Origin of the sequence: Blautia sp. Sow4_E7 (assembly GCF_052116245.1) — a bacterium.
Taxonomy (GTDB): Bacteria; Bacillota; Clostridia; order Lachnospirales; family Lachnospiraceae; genus Blautia_A.
Genome location: NZ_JBQKLL010000001.1, coordinates 27,706 through 51,054 on the forward strand (window position 1 = coordinate 27,706; position 23,349 = coordinate 51,054).

Sequence of the window (23,349 nt, forward strand, 5' to 3'; positions counted from 1 at the left end):
CGGCCACCTCATACTTTCTCCTGGATGTTCTTGCCGAACAGACCAGATGGTTTTACAAGCAGCACGACGATCAGAACTGCAAACACGATTGCATCTGCAACCTGAGAGGAAATATAAGCCTTACTGAAGATCTCGATCACGCCAAGAAGGATTCCGCCAACCATGGCGCCAGGGATAGATCCGATTCCACCAAATACAGCGGCAACGAATGCTTTGATACCAGGCATTGCTCCTGTGTAAGGAGTCAGTGTAGGATAAGCGGAGCAAAGGAGAAGTCCAGCGATTGCTGCAAGTCCGGAACCGATTGCAAAGGTAAGAGAAATGGTAGCGTTTACATTGACACCCATCAGCTGTGCAGCATCACGGTCCTCAGAAACAGCCTGCATGGCACGTCCTGGTTTGGTTTTCTTTACAAAAAGCTGAAGGCCGACCATGATCACGATACAGGCAAGGATAGTTACAATGGTAACACCTTTAGTGGTAAGCTGTCCGTCAAACAGAACCAGGGCTGGAACATTGATAACCGGAACGAAGCTCTTTGCATCTGCGCCGAAGATCAAAAGTGCCAGGTTCTGAAGCAGGTAGCTGACACCGATTGCAGTGATCAGAACTGCCAGGTTGGAAGAAGCTTTACGAAGCGGTCTGTAGGCAACTGCCTCAATGACAACACCGGCTACCGTACAGATCACAACGGAAAGAATGATTGCCAGAATTGGTGACATACTGGCTTTGGTAACTGCGGTAAGGATTACAAATGCTCCAACCATAATAACGTCACCATGCGCGAAGTTCAGCATTTTTGCAATACCATATACCATTGTATAGCCAAGAGCGATGATCGCATAGATACTGCCCAGGCTGATACCATCTTTTAAATAGGATATAAAACTCATAATGCACCTCTTAACTGGATTTGTTACTGTAACTAGTAACGAATTTTTCTTTTCCATGAGCGTGTTTGAAAATTCATTCCCGGCTTTTTCCTGCTGTAAAATTTTCTTTCATTGCGAAAAATGAAAAAGCGGAAGTAAATTTTCAGACACGCTCCAGTTATTTTATAGTTATTTTGGTTGTCCCGGAGCGGAGCAACCATTATTTTATAATTGCAAAGAAGGAGACGGACCCACAGGTAACCGTCTCCCCTTTGCTAACGGCCATCCCCTGCGAACTCAGGGAAATGGTTAAGACCCTGCCGCATATCCGGCATAATGTCCTTTATTCTTTATTATTCCATAGAAGCGTAAACGCCATCCTGAATCACATAAGCCTTAGGAGCTTTATCGCACTCGCCGTCCTCTGTCCATTTAGCTTCTCCTGTAAGACCATTTACAGTGATGTTCAGCATGGAAGCGGACATTGCTGCGCTGATGTCCTCATTGGACATATCCGGTGTGATACCAGCGTCATCTGCTGCTGCTTTCATAGCGTAAAGTACGTCATATGCATCTGCTGCGAACTGGTTTGGTGTCTCACCGTTGTTTGCATCGCCATATGCTTTTACGAAGTTTACAGTTGCCTCATCCTCACCTGTTGCAGAGAATGGTGTCAGAAGCATAACACCTTCTGCAAGAGAGGTATCGAAATTCTCAACGTTCAGGATACCATCCATACCGTCAACACCGAAGATCTTTATGTCAAGACCAAGGTCATGAGCCTGCTGAAGGATCAGAGCGTTGTCAGAGTAGTAGTTTGGAAGGAACAGAAGCTCTGCACCGCTGTCTTTAATCTTGCCAAGCTGTACGGAAAAGTCTGTGTTGTTGTCTGTGGTGTAAGCTTCATCAGCTACAACCTCAAGGCCGTAATCACCGCAAGCTGCAACGAATGCGTCATGTACACCTGAGTTGTAGTCTGCCATGGAATCGTAAAGAGTTGCTACTTTAGTAGCAAGTCCTTTCTCGGAAATGTACTCAGCAGATTTGGTTCCCTGCATTGGGTCTGTGAAGCACATACGGAACTCATTGTCACCAGCTGTGATGCTGTCTACTGCTGTTGCGGATGGTGTGAAGAGGAATGTGCTCTCTGCTGCCTCTGCACCTACTGCGATACAAGCACCGGAAGTAACGGTACCGCAAAGCATCTGCATTCCTTTGTCAAGAAGGTCGTTGTAAGCGTTAACTGCTTTTTCCGGATCTCCCTGATCATCACCAGCGTCAAGGATCTCTACCTGATATCCATTGAATCCGCCGTTTGCATTGATCTCATCTGCTGCGATCTTAGCTGCATTGTATACACCAGTACCATACTGTGCATAATCTCCTGTCATAGGTCCAATGACACCAATCTTGAAGGTTTCCTCGCTCTCTGCAAATACAGATACAGGTGTTACTGTGGATACTGCCATTGCTGCGGCTGCAGTAATGCTGAGTACTTTTTTCAGATTTCTCATAATAAATCTCCTCCTTAATTTATGTAAGAGTTTCTGTCATCTCGCCCTCTCACCGTGTCTACCACACTGAGGTAATAGAAAAGCCCACTGGTGGTTTCCCAGCCGGCTTTGGCTTCCATAACTTCTTCTCTTTACTACTTTAATGTTAAGATTATAGCATCCTGTTTTTTTGATTGCAATAGAAAATTTTATAGTTTTTTAAGAATTACAGAAAAAATTTTCGTTACTATGTCCAAATTTTCCTGTTTTTGTTATTTCTGCGGCGTACAAGCGTGCGCTGTAGGACGCACTGCAATTCTATTATCATATTTTATATTGTAAATAGAGTGTATTTCAATTTAGTCCAATAAGGCTCTAACCCCCCAAATGCAAGTTCCTGTTGAACGCTTTTATGTAAAAAAATAGGAGATGGTTTCCCATCTCCCATACTTTATCTCTTATTTCGCAAAAATTAAGCGATTGCTTTCTTAGCGATCTCAGCAAGTGCTGCGAATCCCTGAGCATCGTTTACAGCCATCTCAGCAAGCATCTTTCTGTTGATGTCGATGTTTGCAACTTTAAGGCCGTGCATCATTTTGCTGTAGGATAATCCGTTCATTCTTGCAGCAGCGTTGATACGTGCGATCCAAAGCTGTCTAAACTGACGTTTCTTCTGCTTTCTTCCAGCGTAGGAGCTGGTAAGTGCACGCATAACAGACTGTTTTGCTACTCTATACTGTTTGGAACGAGCTCCTCTGTAGCCCTTTGCCAGTTTTAATACACGATTATGTTTCTTCTTTGCGTTTAATCCGCCTTTAATTCTTGCCATTTCTTATTTTCCTCCTGTTCGTCTTCTTCTATGCTATATCTTATAAATACGGTAATGCTTTCTTCATGCTCTTAACATTAGTAGAATCAACAACAGTAGCTTTTCTAAGATTTCTCTTTCTCTTCTGAGATTTCTTTGTTAAGATATGGCTCTTGTAAGCTTTATTTCTTACTAATTTTCCTGTTCCTGTTTTTTTGAAGCGCTTTGCTGCTGCTCTACAAGTTTTAATTTTTGGCATTGTAATTTCCTCCTTAATATCGTATCTATTTAATGTCCCTCATCCAGCCTGACGCCCCCGCAGGGTGTCTCTCCAAATGAATGCAACATCCTAGTGTTTCTGTGCTAAAAACATTGTCATGCTTCTGCCTTCTACCTTAGGTGCCTTCTCAACTACGGCAATGTCCTTCAGCATGTCGGCAAAATCATCCAGAACGTGCTTGCTGCTTGACATATGCGCCATCTCTCTTCCGCGGAAACGAAGAGTAACCTTTACTCTGTCGCCCTTGGTAAGGAACTTACGCGCTGCCCCAGCCTTTGTGTTCAGGTCATTGGTATCAATATTTGGTGAAAGACGCACTTCTTTGACATCGATGGTCTTCTGCTTCTTCTTGGCTTCTTTCTCTTTTCTGGCAAGCTCGTAGCGGTATTTACCGTAATCAATGATCTTACATACCGGCGGCTTTGCCTGCGGGGCAATCTTTACTAAATCAAGCTCTGCCTCCTGAGCCTTGGCCATTGCCTCTCTCGCGGACATAATTCCAAGCTGCTCTCCGTCCGGTCCGATTAAGCGTACCTCTTTGTCTCTGATTTGTTCGTTAATCATTAAATTGCTAATTGTCGTGCACCTCCATACCTGATAGATGATCTGTTCTGATCCAGCTTCTAACCTCTGGACTCTCATTCCCCTTCGCAGGAAGAAATTCCTGCCTCCATACGCTGCCCCACACATAAAAAAAGTGCAGACAGAATCCACACTTCTCCTATTACACCCGCGAACTAAGTCACGCGCTGCTGTGCAATATGAACCCGAGCCGCATCCAAATGTGCGCTGAGGTGAGAGTGAACTCTGCTTTCTTTTCATTACGTACTGTTGTATACTACCATGCCCGCCCGTGAAAGTCAAGCCATTTTTTTCAATATATTATATTTTTTTCACAAGGGAAACTCATCTTCTTACCCTCCGCCCTCCATTCCCAGAAAAAGCGCAGCGCCTTTCGTCCCTTTTCCCCCCTCGAAATAAAATAGCCCCCTCTCAGTGCGCCCAGTCCCAGCCAGTACACAGCCGTGACGCGGGCAGGGATTGTCTAAGGACGTCAGGCGATTTTCCCGGGTTTTGTGAGCATAGCGACAGCCTTGTGAACACTGTCTGAGCCCGAAGGGCGAGTTTGTTCACAAGGCTGTCAAAAGGCGGCGGAGCAAAACCCGGGAAAATCGCCGTGTCCGCAGACAACCCTGCCCGCGTCACGGCGTCCCTTACCAACTCACTCCCGTCGCCATCACCTATCTATTTTATTTCCACTCCCAGTCTCTGATCTCCTCCAGATCCTGTCCATACTCCGCAATATACTGCTTATGCTCAATCAGCTTATCATTCATCTTCTGGATCAAATGAGCACCCTTATTCCCCAGCTGCGGCAGATGCATGATCACATCCTTAACCAGATTAAATCTGTCAATCTCATTCTGCACCCTCATATCAAACGGAGTTGTAATCGTACCCTCCTCCTGATAACCATGCACAGAAAGATTTCTGTTATGTCTCTCATAAGTAAGCTCATGGATCAGCGTCGGATAACCATGGAACGCAAAGATAATCGGTTTATCCTTAGTAAACAGCGCATCATACTCTCTGTCACTTAATCCATGAGGATGCTTTGTATCAGACTCCAGCTTAAACAAGTCAACTACATTGATCACACGGATCTTCAGCTGCGGCATCTCCTCACGAAGAATGGTAACTGCTGCAAGAGTCTCCAGCGTAGGAGTATCACCACAGCAAGCCATCACAACGTCTGGCTCCTCGCCAGCATCATTGCTAGCCCACTCCCAGATACCAATACCCTGGGTACAATGCTTAACCGCCTGCTCCATAGTCAGCCACTGGCAGCTAGGATGCTTAGAAGCAACAATGGCATTCACATAATTCTTGCTCTTGATACAATGATCGAAGCAGGATAACAGACAGTTTGTATCCGGTGGAAGATACATACGTACAACGTCTGCCTTCTTATTGGCAATATGATCCAGGAATCCAGGATCCTGATGGGTAAATCCGTTGTGGTCCTGCTGCCATACGTTAGAAGTCAGGATAAAGTTCAGAGACGCGATCGGCTGTCTCCAGGAAAGCTGATTGGTAACCTTCAGCCATTTTGCATGCTGTGCTGCCATGGAATCCACAATACGGATAAATGCCTCATAGCTTGCAAAGAAACCATGACGTCCGGTAAGCAGATAACCTTCCAGCCATCCTTCACACATATGCTCACTAAGCATACTGTCCATAATACGTCCATCTCTAGCCAGACAATCATCATTATCAACCATCTCAGCATTCCAGTCACGGTTCTGAGCCTCGAATACACGATACAGACGGTTAGACATAGACTCATCTGGTCCAAAAATACGGAAGTTCTTATTCTCTTCATTTAATTTGAAGATATCACGGATATATCCGCCAAGCTCTATCATATCCTGAGCCTTTGTTTTTCCAGGAATTACATCAATTCCATAATCACGGAAATCCGGGAGACGAAGATCCTTCAGAAGAAGTCCGCCGTTTGCATGTGGGTTCGCACCCATACGTGCATTTCCCTTAGGAGCCAGCTCTGCAAGCTCTGGGATCAGACGTCCATTCTCATCAAACAGTTCTTCCGGATGGTAGCTCATAAGCCAGTCCTTCAGCTGCTGAAGATGCTCCGATTTCTCCATTGTCATCGGAACCTGATGCGCACGGAAAGTACCCTCGATCTGCTGTCCGTCTACAACCTTCGGTCCAGTCCATCCCTTCGGTGTGCGAAGAACGATCATCGGCCACATTGGTCTTGTAGGATCGTTGTTTTCACGGGCATGCTTCTGGATGTCCTTGATTTCCTCGATCACTGTATCCATGGTCTCTGCCATCTTGCGATGCATTTCCATTGGATCGTCACCCTCAACAAAATATGGTTTCCAGCCGCAGCCTTTGAAGAAGTTCTCAATCTCCTCATGGGAAATACGGGAGAAAATAGTCGGGTTGCTGATCTTGTATCCATTCAGATGAAGGATTGGAAGAACGGCACCATCTGTGATCGGGTTCAGGAATTTATTTGACTGCCAGGAAGTTGCCAGAGGACCAGTCTCAGCCTCTCCGTCACCAACAACTGTAGTAGCGATCAGATCCGGGTTATCAAATACAGCACCAAAAGCATGTGCGATAGAATATCCCAGCTCACCACCCTCATTGATGGAGCCTGGTGTTTCAGGAGCACAGTGGCTTGGAACTCCACACGGGAATGAGAACTGTTTGAACATTTTCTTCATACCCTCTTCGTCCTGGCTGATATTCGGATAAACCTCGCTGTATGTACCTTCCAGATAAGTATTTGCGATCAGGAAGTTTCCGCCGTGTCCAGGACCGGAAATGTAGATCATATCCAGATCATAACGTTTGATCACACGGTTGCAGTGAACATAGACAAAGTTCTGTCCCGGTACAGTTCCCCAGTGACCAACGATTTTCTTCTTCACCTGATCCATTGTCAGCGGCTCACGAAGAAGCGGGTTATCCAGTAAGTAAAGCTGTCCTGCGGAGAGATAGTTGTCAGCTCTCCAATACGCATCCATTTTTTTCAGAAGTTCTTCTGATAATGGCTGTTTTTCCAGACATGTGGTGTTTTCAGACATATTGTACTCCTTTCCATCGAGTTAGATTGTCTTTTTTTTGTCAAGCGTATTGTAAACTGATAGCCTTAATACCGCAAGTTCTTTTTTTGACATAATTATAGTTCTTTTTTGTCCTAAGCGAAAAAAAAATCTGTTATTGAAAAATCTTCCCATTTTCTGATTTCGCTGCAACTGTTCTCAATGGGACAAAACACACTCTGCGAGTTTGGCTCGTTATCGAAGCAGTCGCCTCAAGCGACATCTACCTTTCTTCTAAAATTCTCTTATAAAAATTCACGTATATTTTCTTCCTTTCAGGAAAAGATAAAAAAAGAATCCTGCAAAACAGGATTACGTTTCATAACACAATTACGAAAAAATGAAACTCAGGAGGTAAAAAACATGACAATCTTAAAATGTTCCGCAACAACCTGTGCTTACAACAAAGATATGCTCTGCTCCAGAGGGGAGATTGACGTGATGGGTGACAGTGCCAGAAGTGCTGATGAAACATCCTGCGGAAGCTTCCGTGAAAGAAGCCAGGGAGCTATGAACAGCGCCAAAAACGGCTGTGGATGTGAAACCATCCAGATTGACTGTAAAGCCCACAACTGTACCTACAACGAAGACTGCAAATGTACCGCAGCTGCTATCGACGTAGCCGGAAACGGTGCCAAGACATGTTCTGAGACGAAGTGCGACACTTTCCAGTGCCAGTGCTAAGTCTATAAGTCTTAAAGCAGCCAAAACCAGGCGGCATCCGCCAACTTTTTCCACAAACACAAACTTTGGCGCGCCTGCCGCGAAAAAAACAGCCCCCGCACAAATGTGCGAGGGCCTTTTTACTCTCTATTTTCTATCTGTTTCTTAAGAAATCCGGAATCTGGATGTCCTTCTTCTGAACAGTGCTGGATGGTGTCTTCGCTGTGAATGGTGTAGCATTCATAGTCGGCATGCTGAAAGATGGCATGTTCAGTTTTACACCGCCAGTTGTGGTAGTGGAAGCAGGTCTCTTGTTTGCAAATACAGAGTTGCTTGCCTTATTTCCAAATGGGTTAGATGCCTGTACATTGTCAGCAAGACCAGTTGCGATAACAGTGATTCTTGCATAATCAGCAACAGAGTCATCATACATAGCACCAAAGATGATGTTTGCGTCCTCGCCTGTAAGCTCCTGTACGTAGCTTGCTGCATCGTTTGCATCCATAAGGGAGATATCACCGGAAATGTTGATGATAACATGTGTAGCACCCTTGATGGTAGTCTCAAGCAGCGGAGAAGATACAGCCTGCTGAACAGCTTCCATAGCCTTATCATCGCCTCTTGCCTCACCGATACCGATGTGAGCAATACCCTTATCAGTCATAACAGTCTGTACATCAGCAAAGTCAAGGTTGATAAGAGCCGGCAGATTGATCAGGTCTGTGATGCCCTGAACGGCCTGCTGCAGAACCTCGTCTGCCTTTCTCAGTGCTTCCGGCATAGTAGTACGGCGATCAACGATCTCCAGTAACTTGTCATTCGGGATTACGATCAATGTATCAACAGACTTCTTCAGGTTCTCAATACCTGCAAGTGCGTTGTTCATACGTGTCTTAGCTTCAAAACGGAAAGGTTTGGTTACAACACCTACAGTGAGGATACCCATTTCCTTAGCTGCTGCTGCGATAACCGGAGCTGCACCAGTACCGGTTCCACCGCCCATACCACAGGTAACGAATACCATGTCAGCACCTTCGATGATCTGTTTCACTTCCTCAATGCTCTCTTCTGCTGCTTTCTGTCCAACCTCAGGCTGTGCTCCTGCACCAAGACCTTTGGTAATCTTCTCACCGATCTGAAGTACAGTTGGAGCTTTGCACAGAGTCAGAGCCTGCTTATCTGTATTTACTCCTACAAACTCTACCCCGCCGATGGCCTCTTCAACCATTCTGTTTACTGCGTTATTTCCGGCGCCGCCTACTCCGATTACAATAATCTTTGCAGAGGATTCCGCCTCATTTGACATTATCTCTAACAATGTACTTCCTCCTTTATTTCTACCTTATATCCTTTATCTTTAATTTCAGCAAATATATACCAAGCTGCATATAGCTATATCATATATTTTTTTTGAGAATTTATCAACCACTAATTTTGTTTTTTTTATACTTTTTTCTCGAAATCCGCGGTTATTTCCTTAATATTCCTCATCGTAGCTGTCATAGCCGTCTTCATTATAGTCTCCACTGTAGTCTTCGCTGTAATCTTCACTATAATCTTCACTATAGTCTGTGCTTCCGTCTCCAGTGTCTTCCCCGTCTCCTTCCTCACTGGTTTCGTTTGGATTCGGGCCTACATAATTTCCATCTTTATCCAGCTGTCCATATCCGGTATAACTTCCATCCTCCATATAGCCCCCAAGCCAGCTCCCATTTGCAGCAATGCTCTCCTCTGTAGGCTTAGGTCCTACATAGTTCAGATTCTGGTCATATTCACCCTCACCAGTGTAGTCCCCTTCCTCGTCATAGCCTCCATGCCAGTTTGCAAGGGCATTCTCATAGGCCGCCTGGGTATCCACACTCTCTATGGTTCCATTCTCGCCCAGATCCTGCTCAAAGGTAATGGTTTTGGAATTGTCATTTACGTTCTCCAGGTGAAGGATTCCCTTTTTGCCGGAAAGCTTGGGCAAAATAGCGCTCACCCGCATCATCTTGTCCTCAAGATATTCATCCTTGCCAAGCATGACCTGAATATCTCCATAAGTAAGGGTAATCTCATAGCTAGCATCAAATTCAATGTGATCCGGTATATCCTGATTTTTCTGAAAAATAGTGGACAGTGCCACCGCAGTGGTAAGAACGGAACTGCCTTTGATCGGAAGCTTCTCCCCCTCGATCACATGGCTTACCTCTATGCCGTCAAAAAAAGGTACCAGCTCGTCCCTTGTCCGGGAACTTTCAATAAAAGTGCCATTCCGGTCAAAGTAAACGTAATTATCCAGATAGGGAATACAGCCCACAGCCTTCTTCTCACGCACACTGACACAGATACTGTTGTGGGAAAGTCTTGTAATATTGAACCCTTCCACAAAAGGCACGTCCTCCACATCTACCCTGGAATGGAGCAAAACTGCAAGAACGGAATTATCCGTAAACGCTCCCTGCAAAGCCATCGCCTTTACTTCTTCATCTGAATAACGTGTGGTTCCCATGACCTCCACACTTGTCACATGAAAATAAGAAAAGAAAAAGACCAGGCCTGCCAGCAGAACTGCCCCCAGGGCTCCCCAAATTGCTTTCTTATGTTTTCTATAGATCAGCTTCATTTTCAGTGATTTCATATATTGTTATTCCTGCATCCTTTTTACTGCTGCTCCCAGCGTATTCAGATCCTGGCAGATATGCTCATAGCCACGCTGCACATAGGAATAGCCCTCCAGTACTGTAACCCCTTTTGCACACAGTGCCCCAAGGATCAGCGCGGCACCGCCTCTTAATTCCCAGGCCGTTACAATAGCTCCATGAAATTCCTTTCCCCCATGGATCACGGCTTCCTTTCCCTGTACCCGGATATCGGCCCCCATCTTCACCAGCTGCTGTGCAGCCTTATAGCGGTCCTCAAAAACATTCTCCCGGATACAGCTTCTGCCCTTTACCGTGGCAAGCACTGCCATCACAGGGGACTGAAGATCTGTGGGAAATCCTGGATAAACTGCGGTTTCCAACAGTTCCACCGGCTTTTGAACATGTTCTCCATTGACTAATAGTTTACCACTGTTACCTTTATATTGTCCACCCATTTTCCGATATACTTCCAGAAAGGCCTCCAGTTCCCCTTCCGGTGGATTTTCCAGGGTGATCTGGCTTCTGGTTATGGCAGCGGCGCAAATGTAAGTGCCAGCCACGATCCTGTCCGGAGGAACCTGCATGGAACCTGCCTTTAAACGCTCCACACCATAAATGCAGATCCGGTCCGTACCATCCCCTTCGATCTTCGCTCCCATAGAACGTAGATAACGGCAGAGCCACTGGATTTCCGGCTCCCGGGCACAATTTTCCAGCACTGTTTTCCCCTCTGCCAGTACCGCTCCCAAAATTCCCTGCTGGGTTGCCCCTACACTTCTCTTCGGAAAAGACACAACCGTCCCCTGCAATCTGGGGCATTCTGCCATCAGAAGCCCGGCTTCTTCCGTGATCACGGCGCCCAGCTTCCGAAGCACAAGAAGATGCAGGTCAATGGGCCTTTTTCCGATCACACACCCGCCGGGATACCCCAGGCTTCCTTTTCCATTTCTTGCCAGAAGCGCACCAAGAAGGATCACAGAGGACCTCATTTTCCCGGTAAATAAAAAAGGCACCGACCATTTATCAGCATTTTCACAATCCATATAGAGGTCCTGGTTCTCCCACCAGGTCACGGCACCCAGATTCTGCAGAATTTCTTCCATGCAAAAAACATCCGCAATCCGCGGACAGCCTTTCAGCACACTGACTCCCCGGTGCAAAAGAGAGGCCGCCATCATAGGCAGCGCCGCGTTTTTGGAGCCCTGTATCCGAATACTTCCTTTCAGCTGGTGTCCTCCCTCAATGTAAATCCGGTCATCCAAGCCATTCACTCCTAAAGGGCCTCTTACCTTCTATTGTATGCGTCTTTTTTCATCTGGTGATAAAATGCTGCCATCCATTTTCCGGCTGACACTTAGGGCCAGCCCCATCTCCCCCAGAAGAAATACCACCGACGTTCCTCCATAGCTGATAAAAGGAAGGGTAATCCCTGTATTCGGAATGGTGTTGGTCACAACTGCAATGTTCAGGATCACCTGTATGGCCATATGGCTCATAAGCCCGCCGCAGATCAAGGTTCCCTGCAGGTCTTTACAGTGGAGGGCGATCACCATCAGCCGCCACATAAGAAGTCCGAATATGACTATGAGAAAAAAAGCTCCCGTCAGCCCCAGTTCCTCACAGATAATGGAAAAGATCATGTCATTCTGGGCTTCCGGCACAAATCCCAGCTTCTGCAGGCTGCTCCCAAAGCCTCTTCCAAAGAGCCCGCCGCTGCCGATAGCGTAAAGTCCCTGAATGGTCTGAAACCCCTTTTCATATTTTTCCGGATTCCGCCAGATGGCAAGACGCTCCATACGGTAGCTCTCCGCAGCCAGAAATACAGCGATCACGGCTACTCCAGCCACGCCCATTCCAATAAACCTGGCATATCCTGGATCGGATACAAAAATCAGGACAACACCGATTCCAAGGATTATGATCGCCGTACTCAGGTTATTGGAGCCTACCAGACCAACGATCGGAAGCAGCGTCATCATGGTCCTGCACATAAACCAGAATCCGGCTGTGGTCTTTTTGCTTCTGGTGATCTGCCAGGTGAGAAACAGGATCACTGCCACTTTCGCAAATTCCGAAGGCTGAAAGGACAAGGGACCAAAATTCAGCCATCTTTTGGAACCGTTGATCTCCTGTCCCACAAGCAGGACAGCGGTGGAAAGTCCCATAGATAAAAGGTAAGCCGCCGGAGCCAGCCGGACAAAGAAACGGTAATCTGACTCTGCCACTATGTACATAGCCAGAAGCCCCAGGGAGGTTGCAAAAAGCTGCTTTTTAAAATAATAGGCAGAGTCGCCGAAGCGTACTCTGCCATTATATTCACTGATGGAAAACAGCATGACCAGTCCGAATACTGCCAGAAGCAGCACTAGGATCAATAAGACCGTGTCTGTTTTCGTTTTCTTATTTTGTTCCCGGATCATAGAGGTCTGCTCCTGCCGTCTCATGCCTTAGTTCAAACATATGCCGCGCCTGAGCATTCTATGAGATAAATCTGCCGCGCCAGCCGGCACTCCTGTTCCAACGGTACAAAGCAGACAATCTGTCAGGGGTTCTGCTGCACAGCCTGCCAGCTGTAATAATGCACTGGATTTACAGTGCCCTCACATACTCCTTGAACATCTCGCCTCTCTGCTCATAATTGTCAAACTGTCCCCAGCTTGCACATGCAGGAGATAAAAGGACTGCGTCTCCGGCATTTGCCTTATCTGCGCATACCTGAACAGCCTCTTTCAGATCTTCACAGAGGATAATGTCATGGAAACCATTCTTCTCGGCTGCTGCCTTGATCTTCTCCTTGGTCTGTCCGATCAGTACCAGATATCTGACCTTGCCGTCAAATGCCTGGATCCACTCATCATAGCTGGATTCCTTGTCATATCCGCCGCCGATCAAAAGTGTAGGACGGTTCATAGCCTGGATTCCCTTGATGGCTGCATCCGGGTTGGTTCCCTTGGAATCGTTGTAGTATGCCACACCGTTCTTCTCTGTTACATACTCGATTCTGTGCTCAACAGCTGTAAATTCACAGATGCTCTTACGGATGCTCTCCATCTCCACGCCAGCATAATAGGCCATGGCCACCGCTGCCATCACATTCTCAAAGTTATGGGTACCAAGAAGCTTCAGCTCTCCAGTCTTCACAACCGGAATCTCTTCTTTCTCAGTGCGAAGGATGATCTGGTCTCCTCTTAAGAAAATACCCTGCTCAAGCTCTCTTGCACTGGAAAAATATACCGTCTTCGGTACCAGGTTCCTGCCAAACTCACGAAGGACCTCATCCTCATAATTCAGGACACATACATCTTCCGGTCCCTGGTTGCTGGTGATCAGTTCTTTCACACGGATGTATTCTGCCATTGTGTGATGGCGGTTCAGATGATCCTCGGTAATATTTAAGATCGCACTTACCTTCGGAGCAAATTTCCAGATCGTCTCAAGCTGGAAGCTGCTGATCTCTGCAACGGTAATGGTCTCTTCCTTCATCTCCAGTGCTTTGGAGGTGTAAGGGGTTCCAATATTTCCAACCACAAATACAGACGGGCGGGCATCAGACATGATCTTGCCAAGAAGCGCTGTTGTGGTAGTTTTTCCGTTTGTTCCGGTAATTGCAAGAACTTCACCCTTGCCAGTCTGGTAAGCAAGCTCTACCTCGCCCCATACCGGAAGTCCCTGATCATAAAAGCCCTTCACAATGGGAAGGTCTGTTGGGACACCAGGACTTAATACTACAAGGTCAAGGCTTTCCTGAACTTCCTTCGGCAGCTCGCCTGCATAAATGGGAAGTTCATAATTGCCGCTTGTTTTATGTAATACGCTCTCTTTATCCAGATCTGCTTTTCCGTCGTAGAGAATAGGGCAGGCACCAACTGCGTTCAGAAGGTCAGCTGCGCCGATCCCGCTTTTTCCAGCTCCGAAAACCAGAACTTTTTTTCCTTTTAATTCCATGATTCATTTCCTCCTTAATGCCTTACAAGCAGATAACCGAAAGGTCATCCAGGGCTGCCCTTACAGGGCCAAAAGTCCGATCAGGCACATAATTGCAGTTACAATGGTAAACACTGCAACCACTCTGGCTTCCGACCATCCGCAAAGCTCAAAATGATGATGGATGGGAGCCATTTTGAAAATACGCTTACCATGTGTGGCTTTAAAATAGGTTACCTGAATCATAACGGACAGTACCTCAACCAGGTAGATCAGTCCAACGATCAGGATAAACAGCGGCATCTGCAGCATATAAGCCACACCAGCCACAAATCCGCCAAGTGCCAGGGATCCGGTGTCTCCCATAAATACGCTGGCCGGATATACATTGTAAAGCAAAAATCCCATCAGTCCGCCGATAACGGCGCAGGTAACCGGCTCAATTCCAGACTGGGTTCCAATGGATACCACAGTGAAAAATACGGCCACGATCAGGGTAACGCTGGTCGCAAGACCATCTACGCCATCTGTGAAGTTCACACCGTTAACCGTTCCGATCACAGCGAAAAACAGTACCGGAATGGCAAGCCAGCCAAGGTTCAGATAATGTCCTCCCCAGAACGGGATGCGCATGGTCAGGGACACATCTGTATATTTCAGCAGGTAGAAGGTAAAAATACCGGTTACAACCACCTGAAGCAGAAATTTCTGCCACGGAAGAAGTCCGTCGGATCTTCTAAGCACTACCTTCAGATAATCATCCAGAAAACCGATCAGTCCGAATCCCAGAGTCAGGAACAATACGGGAATGATCTTCGGATAATCTTTCACATAAAACAGGGACGTAATAATCGTGGAGATCAGAAAGATCACGCCTCCCATTGTGGGGGTTCCTGCCTTTTTCAGATGGGACTGTACGCCTTCTGTTCTCTCTGTCTGTCCCATTTTCAGCTTACGCAAAAAAGGAATAATAACAGGTCCTAATACTGTACTGATCGCGAAGGAGATCAGCACCGGGATCACAATATGAAATTCCATCCTCACACCTCTTTAACTCTTTCGTTTTTTCGTTCTTAAATTTTTGAAGCACCTTATAGTATAAAGCTTTTCCCCTTATTTATCAACCCAAAGGTTGGTTTTCCAAAGATATTATTTCATACTGATCACAGCCTCAAAAATATTCTTTATCACCGGTGCCGCAATGGTTCCCCCGTAATACACGCCCTTTGGATCATGGATAATGCAAAGCCCCAGGATCTGCGGATCTTCTGCGGGCATGAACCCAAGAAACGAGGAAATGTACCGGTTGGCACTTCTGGGCAGGGTCTGGGAAGTGGCGGTCTTTCCGCCTACGGTATAGCCCTCGATCTGGGCATTTCTGCCTGAGCCCTCAGATACCACTTTTTCCAGGATTCCCCTGACCGTTTCCGATGTTTTCTCCGAAATGATCCCCTCTTCCACCGGATATTCCAGCTTTCTTCCGCTGGTTCCATCTGTACTGAGCACAGAAACACCAAAATGGGGCGTGATCCTTCTGCCTCCGTTGATCAGGGAACTGACCGTTGTCGCCAGCTGAATGGGTGTGATCTGAAAGGACTGGCCAAACGCCACAGTTGCAAGCTCCACGTTTCCCATATTTTCCATTTTGTGCATAATGGTCCCGGCTTCTCCTGGCAGATCCACTCCTGTCTTTTTCAAAAGCCCGAACTGCTGGAAATAATGATAATAATTCTCTACACCAAGGCGGAGTCCCACTTCAATAAAGACCGGGTTACAGGAGTTCTGGGCACCTTCCACAAAGCTCTGGGAACCATGCCCGGTACGCCTTGCACAGTGGATCTGCCTGTCATCCACCAGCTTATAGCCTGGACAAAAAAACCGGTCATTCACTGTCACCACTCCCGCTTCGAGTCCTGCAGACATGGTAATGATCTTAAAGGTAGAACCTGGCTCGTAAGTATCATTGAGACAGAGATTTCGCCACATCTGGTTCAACAGATCCTGCTTTTCCTTTTCTGTCATTTTGGAAGTGTCTGTATCCGTATTCAACGTGAATGGATCATTCAGATCAAATTCCGGCACATTGACGCACACATAGATTTCCCCGTTCTGAGGATTCATAAGCAAAATAGAAACACGATCCGCCTGTTTTTCCTCCATTACTTTCAAAGCGGCCTGCTGGGCATATTGCTGCAGATCCACATCCAGGCTTATTTTCAGGTTTTCTCCGGGAACAGGATCTTCCCGGCTCTCTCCGATCTGGTCGATTTCCACGCCTCTTGCATCTGTGGTGGTAAGAATTTTGCCCGCCTGTCCTTTTAAAATTTCTTCATACTTTACCTCAAGACCAATAATCCCCTGATTATCCCCTCCTGTGAATCCAAGGACCTTGGATGCCAGGGAGCCATAGGGGTAATATCTTTTGTAATCCTCATCCACTTTCACCCCATCCAGCTCATATCCCCTTATCACGTCTCCCACTGATTTTTCCACATTTGTCTTAATTTTTTCGATTGAAGATACTTTTTCAACTCTTTTTCGGACAGCTGCACTGTCCATATCCAGCTCTTTTGATAAGATCTGGATCACCTTTTCCGGATCCTTTATCTGACTATATATGACAGATATGGTGCACACGGTTTTGTTGTCAGCCAGAACCCGGCCTTTTGCATCCAGGATCTGTCCTCTTGCCGCTTTGATGGCGCGCTCTCTTTCATGAAGATCCTGGGCTTTCTCATAATAGTAATCAGACTTGAAGCCCATGAGATAGACCAGCCTTCCCACAAGTCCCAGAAGCATCAGGGCACAGAGAAGAAACACAATCCAGATCTTTTTCCTGTGAAAGGTCATTGTTTTTTTCATAAAAAAGCCCCCGACTGAAATTGTCATAACTAATATATGAACATTTCAGTTGGGGGTATGTGTTATATTATGTGGAACCAGAAGATCTGTTTCCCGGCTGTCCGTTTTCGCTGCGGCGGATTTTTAATCCAGTCCAGCCTCTTCGTTGGTGAGACCTTCGCTTTCCATGTTGTTGTCCTCAATGGGATCTGTGGTGTCTTCCGGAGGTCCAGGTACGTTTGTATCGGAAACAGCTTCCGGCAAAGTTTCTCCGGCAGAACCGCTGTAGGTATTATCGATTCCTTCCAGATTGGTGGATTTAATATAATTTCCATCAGAATCCACCTGATAGCTTCCGTCGCTATTCAGAAGATATCCATTCTCATCAATGCGGTTGCCATCCCAGTCGATCCGGTTGCCCTCGCTGTCTACCAGATTTCCTTTCTCATCGATCTGGCTGTCAGAAATGGAATTTACATGGCCGCTGAAATTCTCCCAAAGCTCTGTCTCCGGAATGGTTCCGTCAGTTGATTCATCCGGCTGGATGTTCATATACGGAAGAAGCTCAGAAAGAATGGCCTGTGCCACATACTGTGGATACACACTGCTGGCCTGGTCTTCTACGTTTGGCTCATCAATTACTACATAGATCAAAACCTGCGGATCGTCAACAGGAGCAAAGCCAATAAAGGAAACCACATACTTTCCATTTCCACGAGGGAATTTCTCAGCAGTTCCTGTTTTACCGCCTGAGCTGTAGCCCTGGACTTTGGAAGTCATACTGGTACCCTGCTCCACACTGGCCTGCATATAGCTTCTGATATCAGCTGAGATGCTGGACGAAATAGTCTGTTTCTGAAGCAGTGGATTGATGGTCTTTATGGTGGCACCACTGGCATCTTTGATCTTTGTCACAAGATGCGGCTGGTAATAATAACCGCCATTGATAACCGAACACATTGCATTAATCTCCTGGATCATGGTACAGCTGAAGCCCTGTCCGAATGCGGAGCATGCAAGCTCTGTTTCCTTCATGGTATCAATGGTATGCATGATACCGTAGCCTTCATTTGGAAGGTCGATTCCGGTACGGCTTCCGAAGTTGAAAGTGCTCTGTGCCTTCAGGAAATTCTCTGCGCCCATCTTTGCACCGATCTGCATCATCGCATCGTTGCAGGAGTTGGCGATTACTTCAGCCAGGGTTTCCATTCCATGTCCGTAGACATTTGCACACTTGATGGTGGTCATATTTCCCGGTACACCGAAGTTCTGGAATCCATCACAATAGAAGGTATCACTGGTGGATATTTTTCCCTGCTCCAGTGCAGCTGCCATAACAATGGGCTTTACAACAGAACCAGGTTCGTAAATATCTGTTACACAGAAGTTATTCCACATTGCACTTAACGCGTCCATGGTCTCTGTGTCATTCATGGCTGCAATTTCATCCTCTGAATAAATGGAAGACATGTTTCTTGGATCATTCAGATCATACCGGTCACCGCCGTCCATGGCAAGGATCTCACCAGTTGAAGGATCTTCTACAATGACTCCCATATTCTTGGATCCAGTCGATTCCTGAAAAGCATTTACCCACTTTTCTACGATCTGCTGGATTCCCAGATCCAGACTGATCTCCAGGCTGTTTCCATCTGTAGCTTCAATAATGGTCTGCTCCACATTGGCATCATCATTAAAGTATCCATACTGGCGGCCGTCTGTTCCTGTCAGGCTGCTGTTGTAATAGCCTTCAATTCCATAGTCAGCAGTATCTCTGCTAAAAGTAAATCCAATGGTATCGCAGGCAAGCTCATTGTATGGATAGACTCTTAAATAATCCTCTTCAAACCACACACCTTTGATGTTGTTCTTTTCCTGGATTTCCGCCGGTGTCATGGTAGTGTCTTCCGGCACACTGCAGTAATCCTCGAACGCCTTTTTGTCATCCATGGAAACCTGCTTTTTGACAACCTGATACTGGCTCTCTTTCGTCTCATCGGCAGTAAGCCTGGTACGGATATCCCCTTCATCCAGGCCAAACATTTCCACAAGGGCTTTTACCGTAGGATTAATATAATCCGGATCTTCATTCACGGCTTTGCAGTCCAGTACAACATTATACACCTTGTTGCTGGTTGCCAGAATGTTGCCATTCCGGTCATAAATAGTGCCTCTTTTGGCTGGCATTGTGCGGTTCTCATATTTCTGCTGTGCCTGGCTTAGCACCTGCTTCTTATATTTCTCACCGCTATGCAGATTGTAATAAGTTACAACTGCCAATAAAAAGACTAAAGCTCCCAATACTCCAAAAAAGAGTATTGACAGCTTGTTTTTCATATTGTGGTTTATTTTTTTTATGGGTTTTCTTTTCTTTCTTCGTTCTGAAGTACTCAATCAAACACCTGCCTTCTGTACCTTTACTTTCCGGTTACGTCCTGATACTGTCTTACATAGCTGCCGCCTTCTGTAGTATAGGTTTCCGTCTGCTGGTTACTTGGGTATTTCATTCCCAGCCGTCCGATGGCAATCTTTCTGATTCTCTCAAGATCCACATTAGAAGTCACCTGACTTTCGTATGCATCATTGTCTTCTTTTAATTCCGCCAGCTGTGATTCCAGAGTTGCCAGCTGACTTCTTTTACTTGTACATTCTGTCTTAAGCCTTAAGTAATTGATACTGCAAAATACGATCACAACCCCCAGTATTCCCAGGAATATGGCAAAATTGCGGTTCATATTGCTGGCTTTTGCACGATTTCTGCGTGCCTCCCGGCTGAGGACCTTGTTCTGGCGCGCCGCCTGCTCTGGTGTAATTGTAATTTCTGGTTGTGCTTTTTTCCTGCGAGCTGAATGCTCCGGCTGACGGTATTCCCTTTTCTGGGGAACTTCCTGTACCTTCCGGACAGTGTTTCCGTCAACATACGTATTCTGCGAACGTCTCCCCGACGTAGTACGTCTGCCTGTCTCCGCCATTTTTTACCCTTCTTTTAAAGTCTTCTTTCAAAAATTCTAAGTTTAGCGCTCTTAGAACGCGGATTCTCTTCCATTTCTTCATCACTTGGAAGAATTGGTTTCCTTGTGATGACTCTCCCCTTGGATTTCTTCCCGCACACACAGACCGGAAAATCCGGAGGACAGGTACACGGGTTCTCATTCTTTCGGAAAATTGTCTTAACAATTCGGTCTTCCAATGAATGGAACGTAATAATGCAAAGCCTTCCGCCATCATCCAGAAGATCGATCATTCCATCTAAGGAATCCCGAAGCACATCCAGTTCCTTATTCAGCTCGATCCGGATTGCCTGGAAAGTACGCTTGGCAGGATGACCTCCCGCTGCCTGTATTTTCATAGGAATGGATTCCCGGATGATCTGGGTAAGCTGGCCAGTTGTCATAATGGGGGCCTGCTGTCTTGCTGCTACTATATGTTTCGCGATATTTTTCGCAAATTTATCTTCACCGTAATCGCGGATAATGCGATACAGTTCTCTTTCTTCATAACCGTTAACAATGTCACTGGCTGTCTGCGTCTGTCTCTGATCCATGCGCATGTCAAGAGGTGCATCTACCCGGTAGGTAAATCCACGTTCTTCATTGTCCAGCTGATATGAGGATACTCCCAGATCCAGAACAATGCCGTCAACCTTGTGAATTCCCCTTGCGGCAAGTTCCTGTACCATGTAACAATAATTGCTGCGAATGATTGTCACCTGGTCAAAGGCGGCAAGCCGTTCACTCGCAGCAATTATCGCATCCTGGTCTTGATCTATACCAATAAATCTCCCCTTGGCAGAAAGTTTCCTGCATACCTCTATGGCATGTCCTGCGCCGCCCAAAGTGCCATCCACGTAGATTCCATCCGGCTTCACATTAAGTCCACCAACGGTCTCGTCCAGTAATACAGATTTGTGTTTAAATTCCATTTCCGTCTCCTGTTGGATATTCGCTTATTCTATGCTCAAATGACGATTCCCATGTTCTCCATGCCGGTAGCAATGCTGTCCATATCGTCATAATCGCAGTTTTCGCTCCATTTCTCCTTGCTCCAGACTTCCACCCGGCCTAAGTTTCCTGCCAGGATCACATCCTTCTCCAGACCAGCGAATTCGCGCAGCGTCTGTGGTACGAGAATTCTCCCCTGCTTGTCCAGTTCACATGTGGTGGCGCCTGCTACAAAGAATCGCGAAAAGGCTCTCGCGTCTTTATTTGTAAGTGGTAATGCTCTGAGCTTCTCTTCAAAGGCTTCCCATTCATCCATCGGATAAATGTAGAGACAACCATCAAGCCCTCTGGTCAGAACAAATTCCTCACCTAAGGGTTCCCTGAATTTCGCCGGGATAATCAAACGCCCCTTCGCGTCGATTGTATGATTGTACTCACCCATGAACATAAAAAAACTCACCTACTCTCGTGAAATACGAGTCTCCCCCTCGTATCTCATGACTGGAAACAAATGGAAGTTCTGCCACTTCGTCCCCATTTGTCACCACTTTTCTCCACTTCCTACCACTTATGCAACCATTCTAACCCATTTGTGCACAAATTACAAGTGGGAAATTATGAATTAAATTACATAATTCTGTTACAAACTCCTTACGCTTTCCACAAAAAAGGATTTCTGCGACGGCTTTTTCCACATTATTATAGAAAAAAACGGAAGGGAAGTACCAGAAAAAAACTTCATTTGCAGTCGCCTTGTTCACATGCAAGCCCACTGTACCGCAAAAAGCGTCACTTTCGTGGGATCATCCCCACCAAAGTGACGCTTTTTTAACCCAGATTCACATATCTGGCTATCATATGATCAATCTTCCTGCTGATCGGCAGGTTTTTTAGCAAATCGCCGCGGCTTGCTATACAGCCATTCATCATCTTCTGAAAATGATGGATTCTTTGCAGTAGCAGTTTCTTTCTCAGAAGTACTGACAACGTCTTCCACTGGCTGCGCTGGCTCTTCAGATTCCGGTAAAGCTTCGTCCTCCGAAATTTCTTCTGGACTTTCCTCTTCATAACCATTCCCATCCGGGCTTTCATCCTCTGCAGTTTCTTCAGGGACTTCTTCATCCTGATATATTTCAGCTGAAGCGTCTTCCTCCACAGGGGAAGTATCTTCCCTTTCTTCTTCCGGAGCACTTTCATAAACCGCTGTATTTCCTGAATACGCTTCTGGCACTTCACCGGCTTTTTCATCTGCAAAAGCCCTCTCCAGCCTGAGCCGATCCCTGTATTCTTCTGCTTCCGCCTCTCTGGCAGCTCTTTCCTGTGCTTCATAGTCCTGTTCTCTCCTGCGTCTGCGCCTTGCAGCCCGCTTCTTCGCCATAGTCCCTTCCACGGCAGCAACCAGCGCACAGATCAAAAACAGTGCCGCTGAGATCAACTGGGAAATTCCAATGGAAGTGCCTGGAATCAGAAGCTTGTCTGTTCGAAGATACTCGATCACAAACCTTCCCAGTCCATATCCTGCCAGATATCTGAGAAACACCTGTCCCTGAAAACGCTTTTTCCGTTTCCACACCAGCATCAGCAGAAATAAAAGCAGACACCATGCGCTTTCATAGAAAAATGTGGGATGTACCTGAATATAAGATGTACCTCCTATGGTTTCCAGATTTTCTCTCATGGCAGAGGTCACTTCACTGGAACGTACAGCGGATAAGGGAAGCTGCATTGCAAATATACTGTTTGTATACTCTCCGAAGGATTCCCTGTTAAAGAAATCCCCCCACCTTCCTATTATCTGCGCTACAATGATTCCCATACTGGCAGTATCTGCCATCTGCATAAACGGTTTTCTGCGCACACCACAGTAAATTGCTGCGCCCAGCATTCCGCCGAACAGACCGCCATAAAAGCAAAGGCCGCCATTTCTGATATTGAAAATCTGCACGATATTGCCTTTATAAAGATTCCAGGAGCAGGCCACGTAAAGCAATCTGGCTCCGATCACACCGAAAAGCAGGGAAATGATCACCATCTCCAGATATTCATCTTTATTCTCGCCGCACCGCTTCGCTTCCAGAATTACAAATTCCAGTCCCAGAAGCATTCCCAGAGCTATTATAAAGCCAAAGAATGTAATTTCGAATCCAAATATTTGAATGGATTTTCCTACATAATCCAGGTTTATCCCCAGATTTGGAAACTGAATTGACATCTATGCTATCCCTCTGTTTCATTCTGATGAAAATGGGCCTTCCCGTATTT

The 23,349-nt window shown here is 46.3% G+C and carries 19 protein-coding genes; 1 reads left to right on the plus strand and 18 read right to left on the minus strand.

Annotated features, from left to right (window positions below; genetic code table 11):
- Window positions 1-8: 8 nt before the first annotated feature.
- The 6 genes from ACTQ50_RS00135 to ACTQ50_RS00160 all read right to left on the minus strand — a co-directional run bounded on the left by ACTQ50_RS00135 (window position 9) and on the right by ACTQ50_RS00160 (window position 7,076).
- A complete protein-coding gene (locus ACTQ50_RS00135) occupies window positions 9-893 on the minus strand; it encodes a branched-chain amino acid ABC transporter permease (RefSeq protein WP_441482417.1) in 885 nt (294 codons plus the stop codon).
- Between the two features lie 332 nt (window positions 894-1,225).
- A complete protein-coding gene (locus tag ACTQ50_RS00140) occupies window positions 1,226-2,386 on the minus strand; it encodes an ABC transporter substrate-binding protein (RefSeq protein WP_441482418.1) in 1,161 nt (386 codons plus the stop codon).
- 451 nt (window positions 2,387-2,837) lie between these two features.
- Window positions 2,838-3,194, minus strand: a complete 357-nt coding sequence (gene rplT, locus ACTQ50_RS00145) for a 50S ribosomal protein L20 (protein ID WP_117850812.1) — start codon at window positions 3,192-3,194, stop codon at window positions 2,838-2,840.
- Window positions 3,195-3,234: 40 nt separating this feature from the next.
- The gene (rpmI, locus tag ACTQ50_RS00150; protein ID WP_117850817.1) at window positions 3,235-3,432 is read right to left on the minus strand and encodes a 50S ribosomal protein L35; all 198 of its coding nucleotides are present in this window, start codon (window positions 3,430-3,432) and stop codon (window positions 3,235-3,237) included.
- 90 nt (window positions 3,433-3,522) lie between these two features.
- On the minus strand, window positions 3,523-4,017 hold the full coding sequence (infC, locus tag ACTQ50_RS00155; RefSeq protein ID WP_118578206.1) for a translation initiation factor IF-3: 495 nt from the start codon (window positions 4,015-4,017) through the stop codon (window positions 3,523-3,525).
- A gap of 686 nt (window positions 4,018-4,703) precedes the next feature.
- Window positions 4,704-7,076 carry a phosphoketolase family protein gene (locus ACTQ50_RS00160; protein ID WP_441482419.1) on the minus strand — a complete coding sequence of 791 codons (2,373 nt, stop codon included), beginning with the start codon at window positions 7,074-7,076 and terminating at the stop codon, window positions 4,704-4,706.
- Between the two features lie 381 nt (window positions 7,077-7,457).
- Here ACTQ50_RS00160 and ACTQ50_RS00165 point away from each other — a divergent pair, with 381 nt between their 5' ends.
- The gene (locus ACTQ50_RS00165; protein ID WP_441482420.1) at window positions 7,458-7,778 is read left to right on the plus strand and encodes a DUF1540 domain-containing protein; all 321 of its coding nucleotides are present in this window, start codon (window positions 7,458-7,460) and stop codon (window positions 7,776-7,778) included.
- 133 nt (window positions 7,779-7,911) lie between these two features.
- Here the strand turns inward: ACTQ50_RS00165 and ftsZ are convergent, their stop codons facing one another.
- From ftsZ to lgt, 12 genes are all read right to left on the minus strand, one after another.
- On the minus strand, window positions 7,912-9,063 hold the full coding sequence (ftsZ, locus tag ACTQ50_RS00170; RefSeq protein ID WP_441482672.1) for a cell division protein FtsZ: 1,152 nt from the start codon (window positions 9,061-9,063) through the stop codon (window positions 7,912-7,914).
- Window positions 9,064-9,234: 171 nt separating this feature from the next.
- The gene (locus ACTQ50_RS00175; RefSeq protein WP_441482421.1) at window positions 9,235-10,377 is read right to left on the minus strand and encodes a cell division protein FtsQ/DivIB; all 1,143 of its coding nucleotides are present in this window, start codon (window positions 10,375-10,377) and stop codon (window positions 9,235-9,237) included.
- A gap of 6 nt (window positions 10,378-10,383) precedes the next feature.
- Window positions 10,384-11,652 (minus strand): UDP-N-acetylglucosamine 1-carboxyvinyltransferase, encoded by a 1,269-nt coding sequence (murA, locus tag ACTQ50_RS00180; protein ID WP_441482422.1) that lies wholly within the window; start codon window positions 11,650-11,652, stop codon window positions 10,384-10,386.
- Between the two features lie 21 nt (window positions 11,653-11,673).
- Entirely contained in the window at window positions 11,674-12,801 is a 1,128-nt protein-coding gene (locus tag ACTQ50_RS00185; protein ID WP_441482423.1) for an FtsW/RodA/SpoVE family cell cycle protein, read from the minus strand.
- Window positions 12,802-12,970: 169 nt separating this feature from the next.
- Window positions 12,971-14,326, minus strand: a complete 1,356-nt coding sequence (gene murD, locus ACTQ50_RS00190) for a UDP-N-acetylmuramoyl-L-alanine--D-glutamate ligase (RefSeq protein WP_441482424.1) — start codon at window positions 14,324-14,326, stop codon at window positions 12,971-12,973.
- 60 nt (window positions 14,327-14,386) lie between these two features.
- Window positions 14,387-15,343: a phospho-N-acetylmuramoyl-pentapeptide-transferase gene (gene mraY / locus ACTQ50_RS00195; protein ID WP_441482425.1), complete on the minus strand. Its 957-nt coding sequence runs from the start codon at window positions 15,341-15,343 to the stop codon at window positions 14,387-14,389.
- Window positions 15,344-15,454: 111 nt separating this feature from the next.
- A complete protein-coding gene (locus ACTQ50_RS00200) occupies window positions 15,455-17,167 on the minus strand; it encodes a peptidoglycan D,D-transpeptidase FtsI family protein (RefSeq protein WP_441482426.1) in 1,713 nt (570 codons plus the stop codon).
- A gap of 123 nt (window positions 17,168-17,290) precedes the next feature.
- Window positions 17,291-19,426, minus strand: a complete 2,136-nt coding sequence (locus ACTQ50_RS00205) for a peptidoglycan D,D-transpeptidase FtsI family protein (protein ID WP_441482427.1) — start codon at window positions 19,424-19,426, stop codon at window positions 17,291-17,293.
- A gap of 137 nt (window positions 19,427-19,563) precedes the next feature.
- Window positions 19,564-20,118, minus strand: coding sequence for a septum formation initiator family protein (locus tag ACTQ50_RS00210; protein ID WP_441482428.1), 555 nt, complete (start codon window positions 20,116-20,118; stop codon window positions 19,564-19,566).
- Between the two features lie 14 nt (window positions 20,119-20,132).
- Complete coding sequence (rsmH, locus tag ACTQ50_RS00215; protein WP_441482429.1) at window positions 20,133-21,068, minus strand: 16S rRNA (cytosine(1402)-N(4))-methyltransferase RsmH; 936 nt, start codon at window positions 21,066-21,068, stop codon at window positions 20,133-20,135.
- Between the two features lie 35 nt (window positions 21,069-21,103).
- The gene (gene mraZ, locus ACTQ50_RS00220) at window positions 21,104-21,535 is read right to left on the minus strand and encodes a division/cell wall cluster transcriptional repressor MraZ (RefSeq protein ID WP_441482430.1); all 432 of its coding nucleotides are present in this window, start codon (window positions 21,533-21,535) and stop codon (window positions 21,104-21,106) included.
- 414 nt (window positions 21,536-21,949) lie between these two features.
- Window positions 21,950-23,299: a prolipoprotein diacylglyceryl transferase gene (gene lgt, locus ACTQ50_RS00225; protein ID WP_441482431.1), complete on the minus strand. Its 1,350-nt coding sequence runs from the start codon at window positions 23,297-23,299 to the stop codon at window positions 21,950-21,952.
- Window positions 23,300-23,349 lie beyond the last annotated feature (50 nt).

Bases quoted from the DNA above. Each gene is read 5' to 3' on its own strand.
- ACTQ50_RS00135 (WP_441482417.1), bottom strand. From the start codon at position 893: ATGAGTTTTATATCCTATTTAAAAGATGGTATCAGCCTGGGCAGTATC.
- ACTQ50_RS00140 (WP_441482418.1), bottom strand. From the start codon at position 2,386: ATGAGAAATCTGAAAAAAGTACTCAGCATTACTGCAGCCGCAGCAATG.
- rplT (WP_117850812.1), bottom strand. From the start codon at position 3,194: ATGGCAAGAATTAAAGGCGGATTAAACGCAAAGAAGAAACATAATCGT.
- rpmI (WP_117850817.1), bottom strand. From the start codon at position 3,432: ATGCCAAAAATTAAAACTTGTAGAGCAGCAGCAAAGCGCTTCAAAAAA.
- infC (WP_118578206.1), bottom strand. From the start codon at position 4,017: ATGATTAACGAACAAATCAGAGACAAAGAGGTACGCTTAATCGGACCG.
- ACTQ50_RS00160 (WP_441482419.1), bottom strand. From the start codon at position 7,076: ATGTCTGAAAACACCACATGTCTGGAAAAACAGCCATTATCAGAAGAA.
- ACTQ50_RS00165 (WP_441482420.1), top strand. From the start codon at position 7,458: ATGACAATCTTAAAATGTTCCGCAACAACCTGTGCTTACAACAAAGAT.
- ftsZ (WP_441482672.1), bottom strand. From the start codon at position 9,063: ATGTCAAATGAGGCGGAATCCTCTGCAAAGATTATTGTAATCGGAGTA.
- ACTQ50_RS00175 (WP_441482421.1), bottom strand. From the start codon at position 10,377: ATGAAATCACTGAAAATGAAGCTGATCTATAGAAAACATAAGAAAGCA.
- ACTQ50_RS00185 (WP_441482423.1), bottom strand. From the start codon at position 12,801: ATGATCCGGGAACAAAATAAGAAAACGAAAACAGACACGGTCTTATTG.
- murD (WP_441482424.1), bottom strand. From the start codon at position 14,326: ATGGAATTAAAAGGAAAAAAAGTTCTGGTTTTCGGAGCTGGAAAAAGC.
- mraY (WP_441482425.1), bottom strand. From the start codon at position 15,343: ATGGAATTTCATATTGTGATCCCGGTGCTGATCTCCTTCGCGATCAGT.
- ACTQ50_RS00200 (WP_441482426.1), bottom strand. From the start codon at position 17,167: ATGAAAAAAACAATGACCTTTCACAGGAAAAAGATCTGGATTGTGTTT.
- ACTQ50_RS00210 (WP_441482428.1), bottom strand. From the start codon at position 20,118: ATGGCGGAGACAGGCAGACGTACTACGTCGGGGAGACGTTCGCAGAAT.
- rsmH (WP_441482429.1), bottom strand. From the start codon at position 21,068: ATGGAATTTAAACACAAATCTGTATTACTGGACGAGACCGTTGGTGGA.
- mraZ (WP_441482430.1), bottom strand. From the start codon at position 21,535: ATGTTCATGGGTGAGTACAATCATACAATCGACGCGAAGGGGCGTTTG.
- lgt (WP_441482431.1), bottom strand. From the start codon at position 23,299: ATGTCAATTCAGTTTCCAAATCTGGGGATAAACCTGGATTATGTAGGA.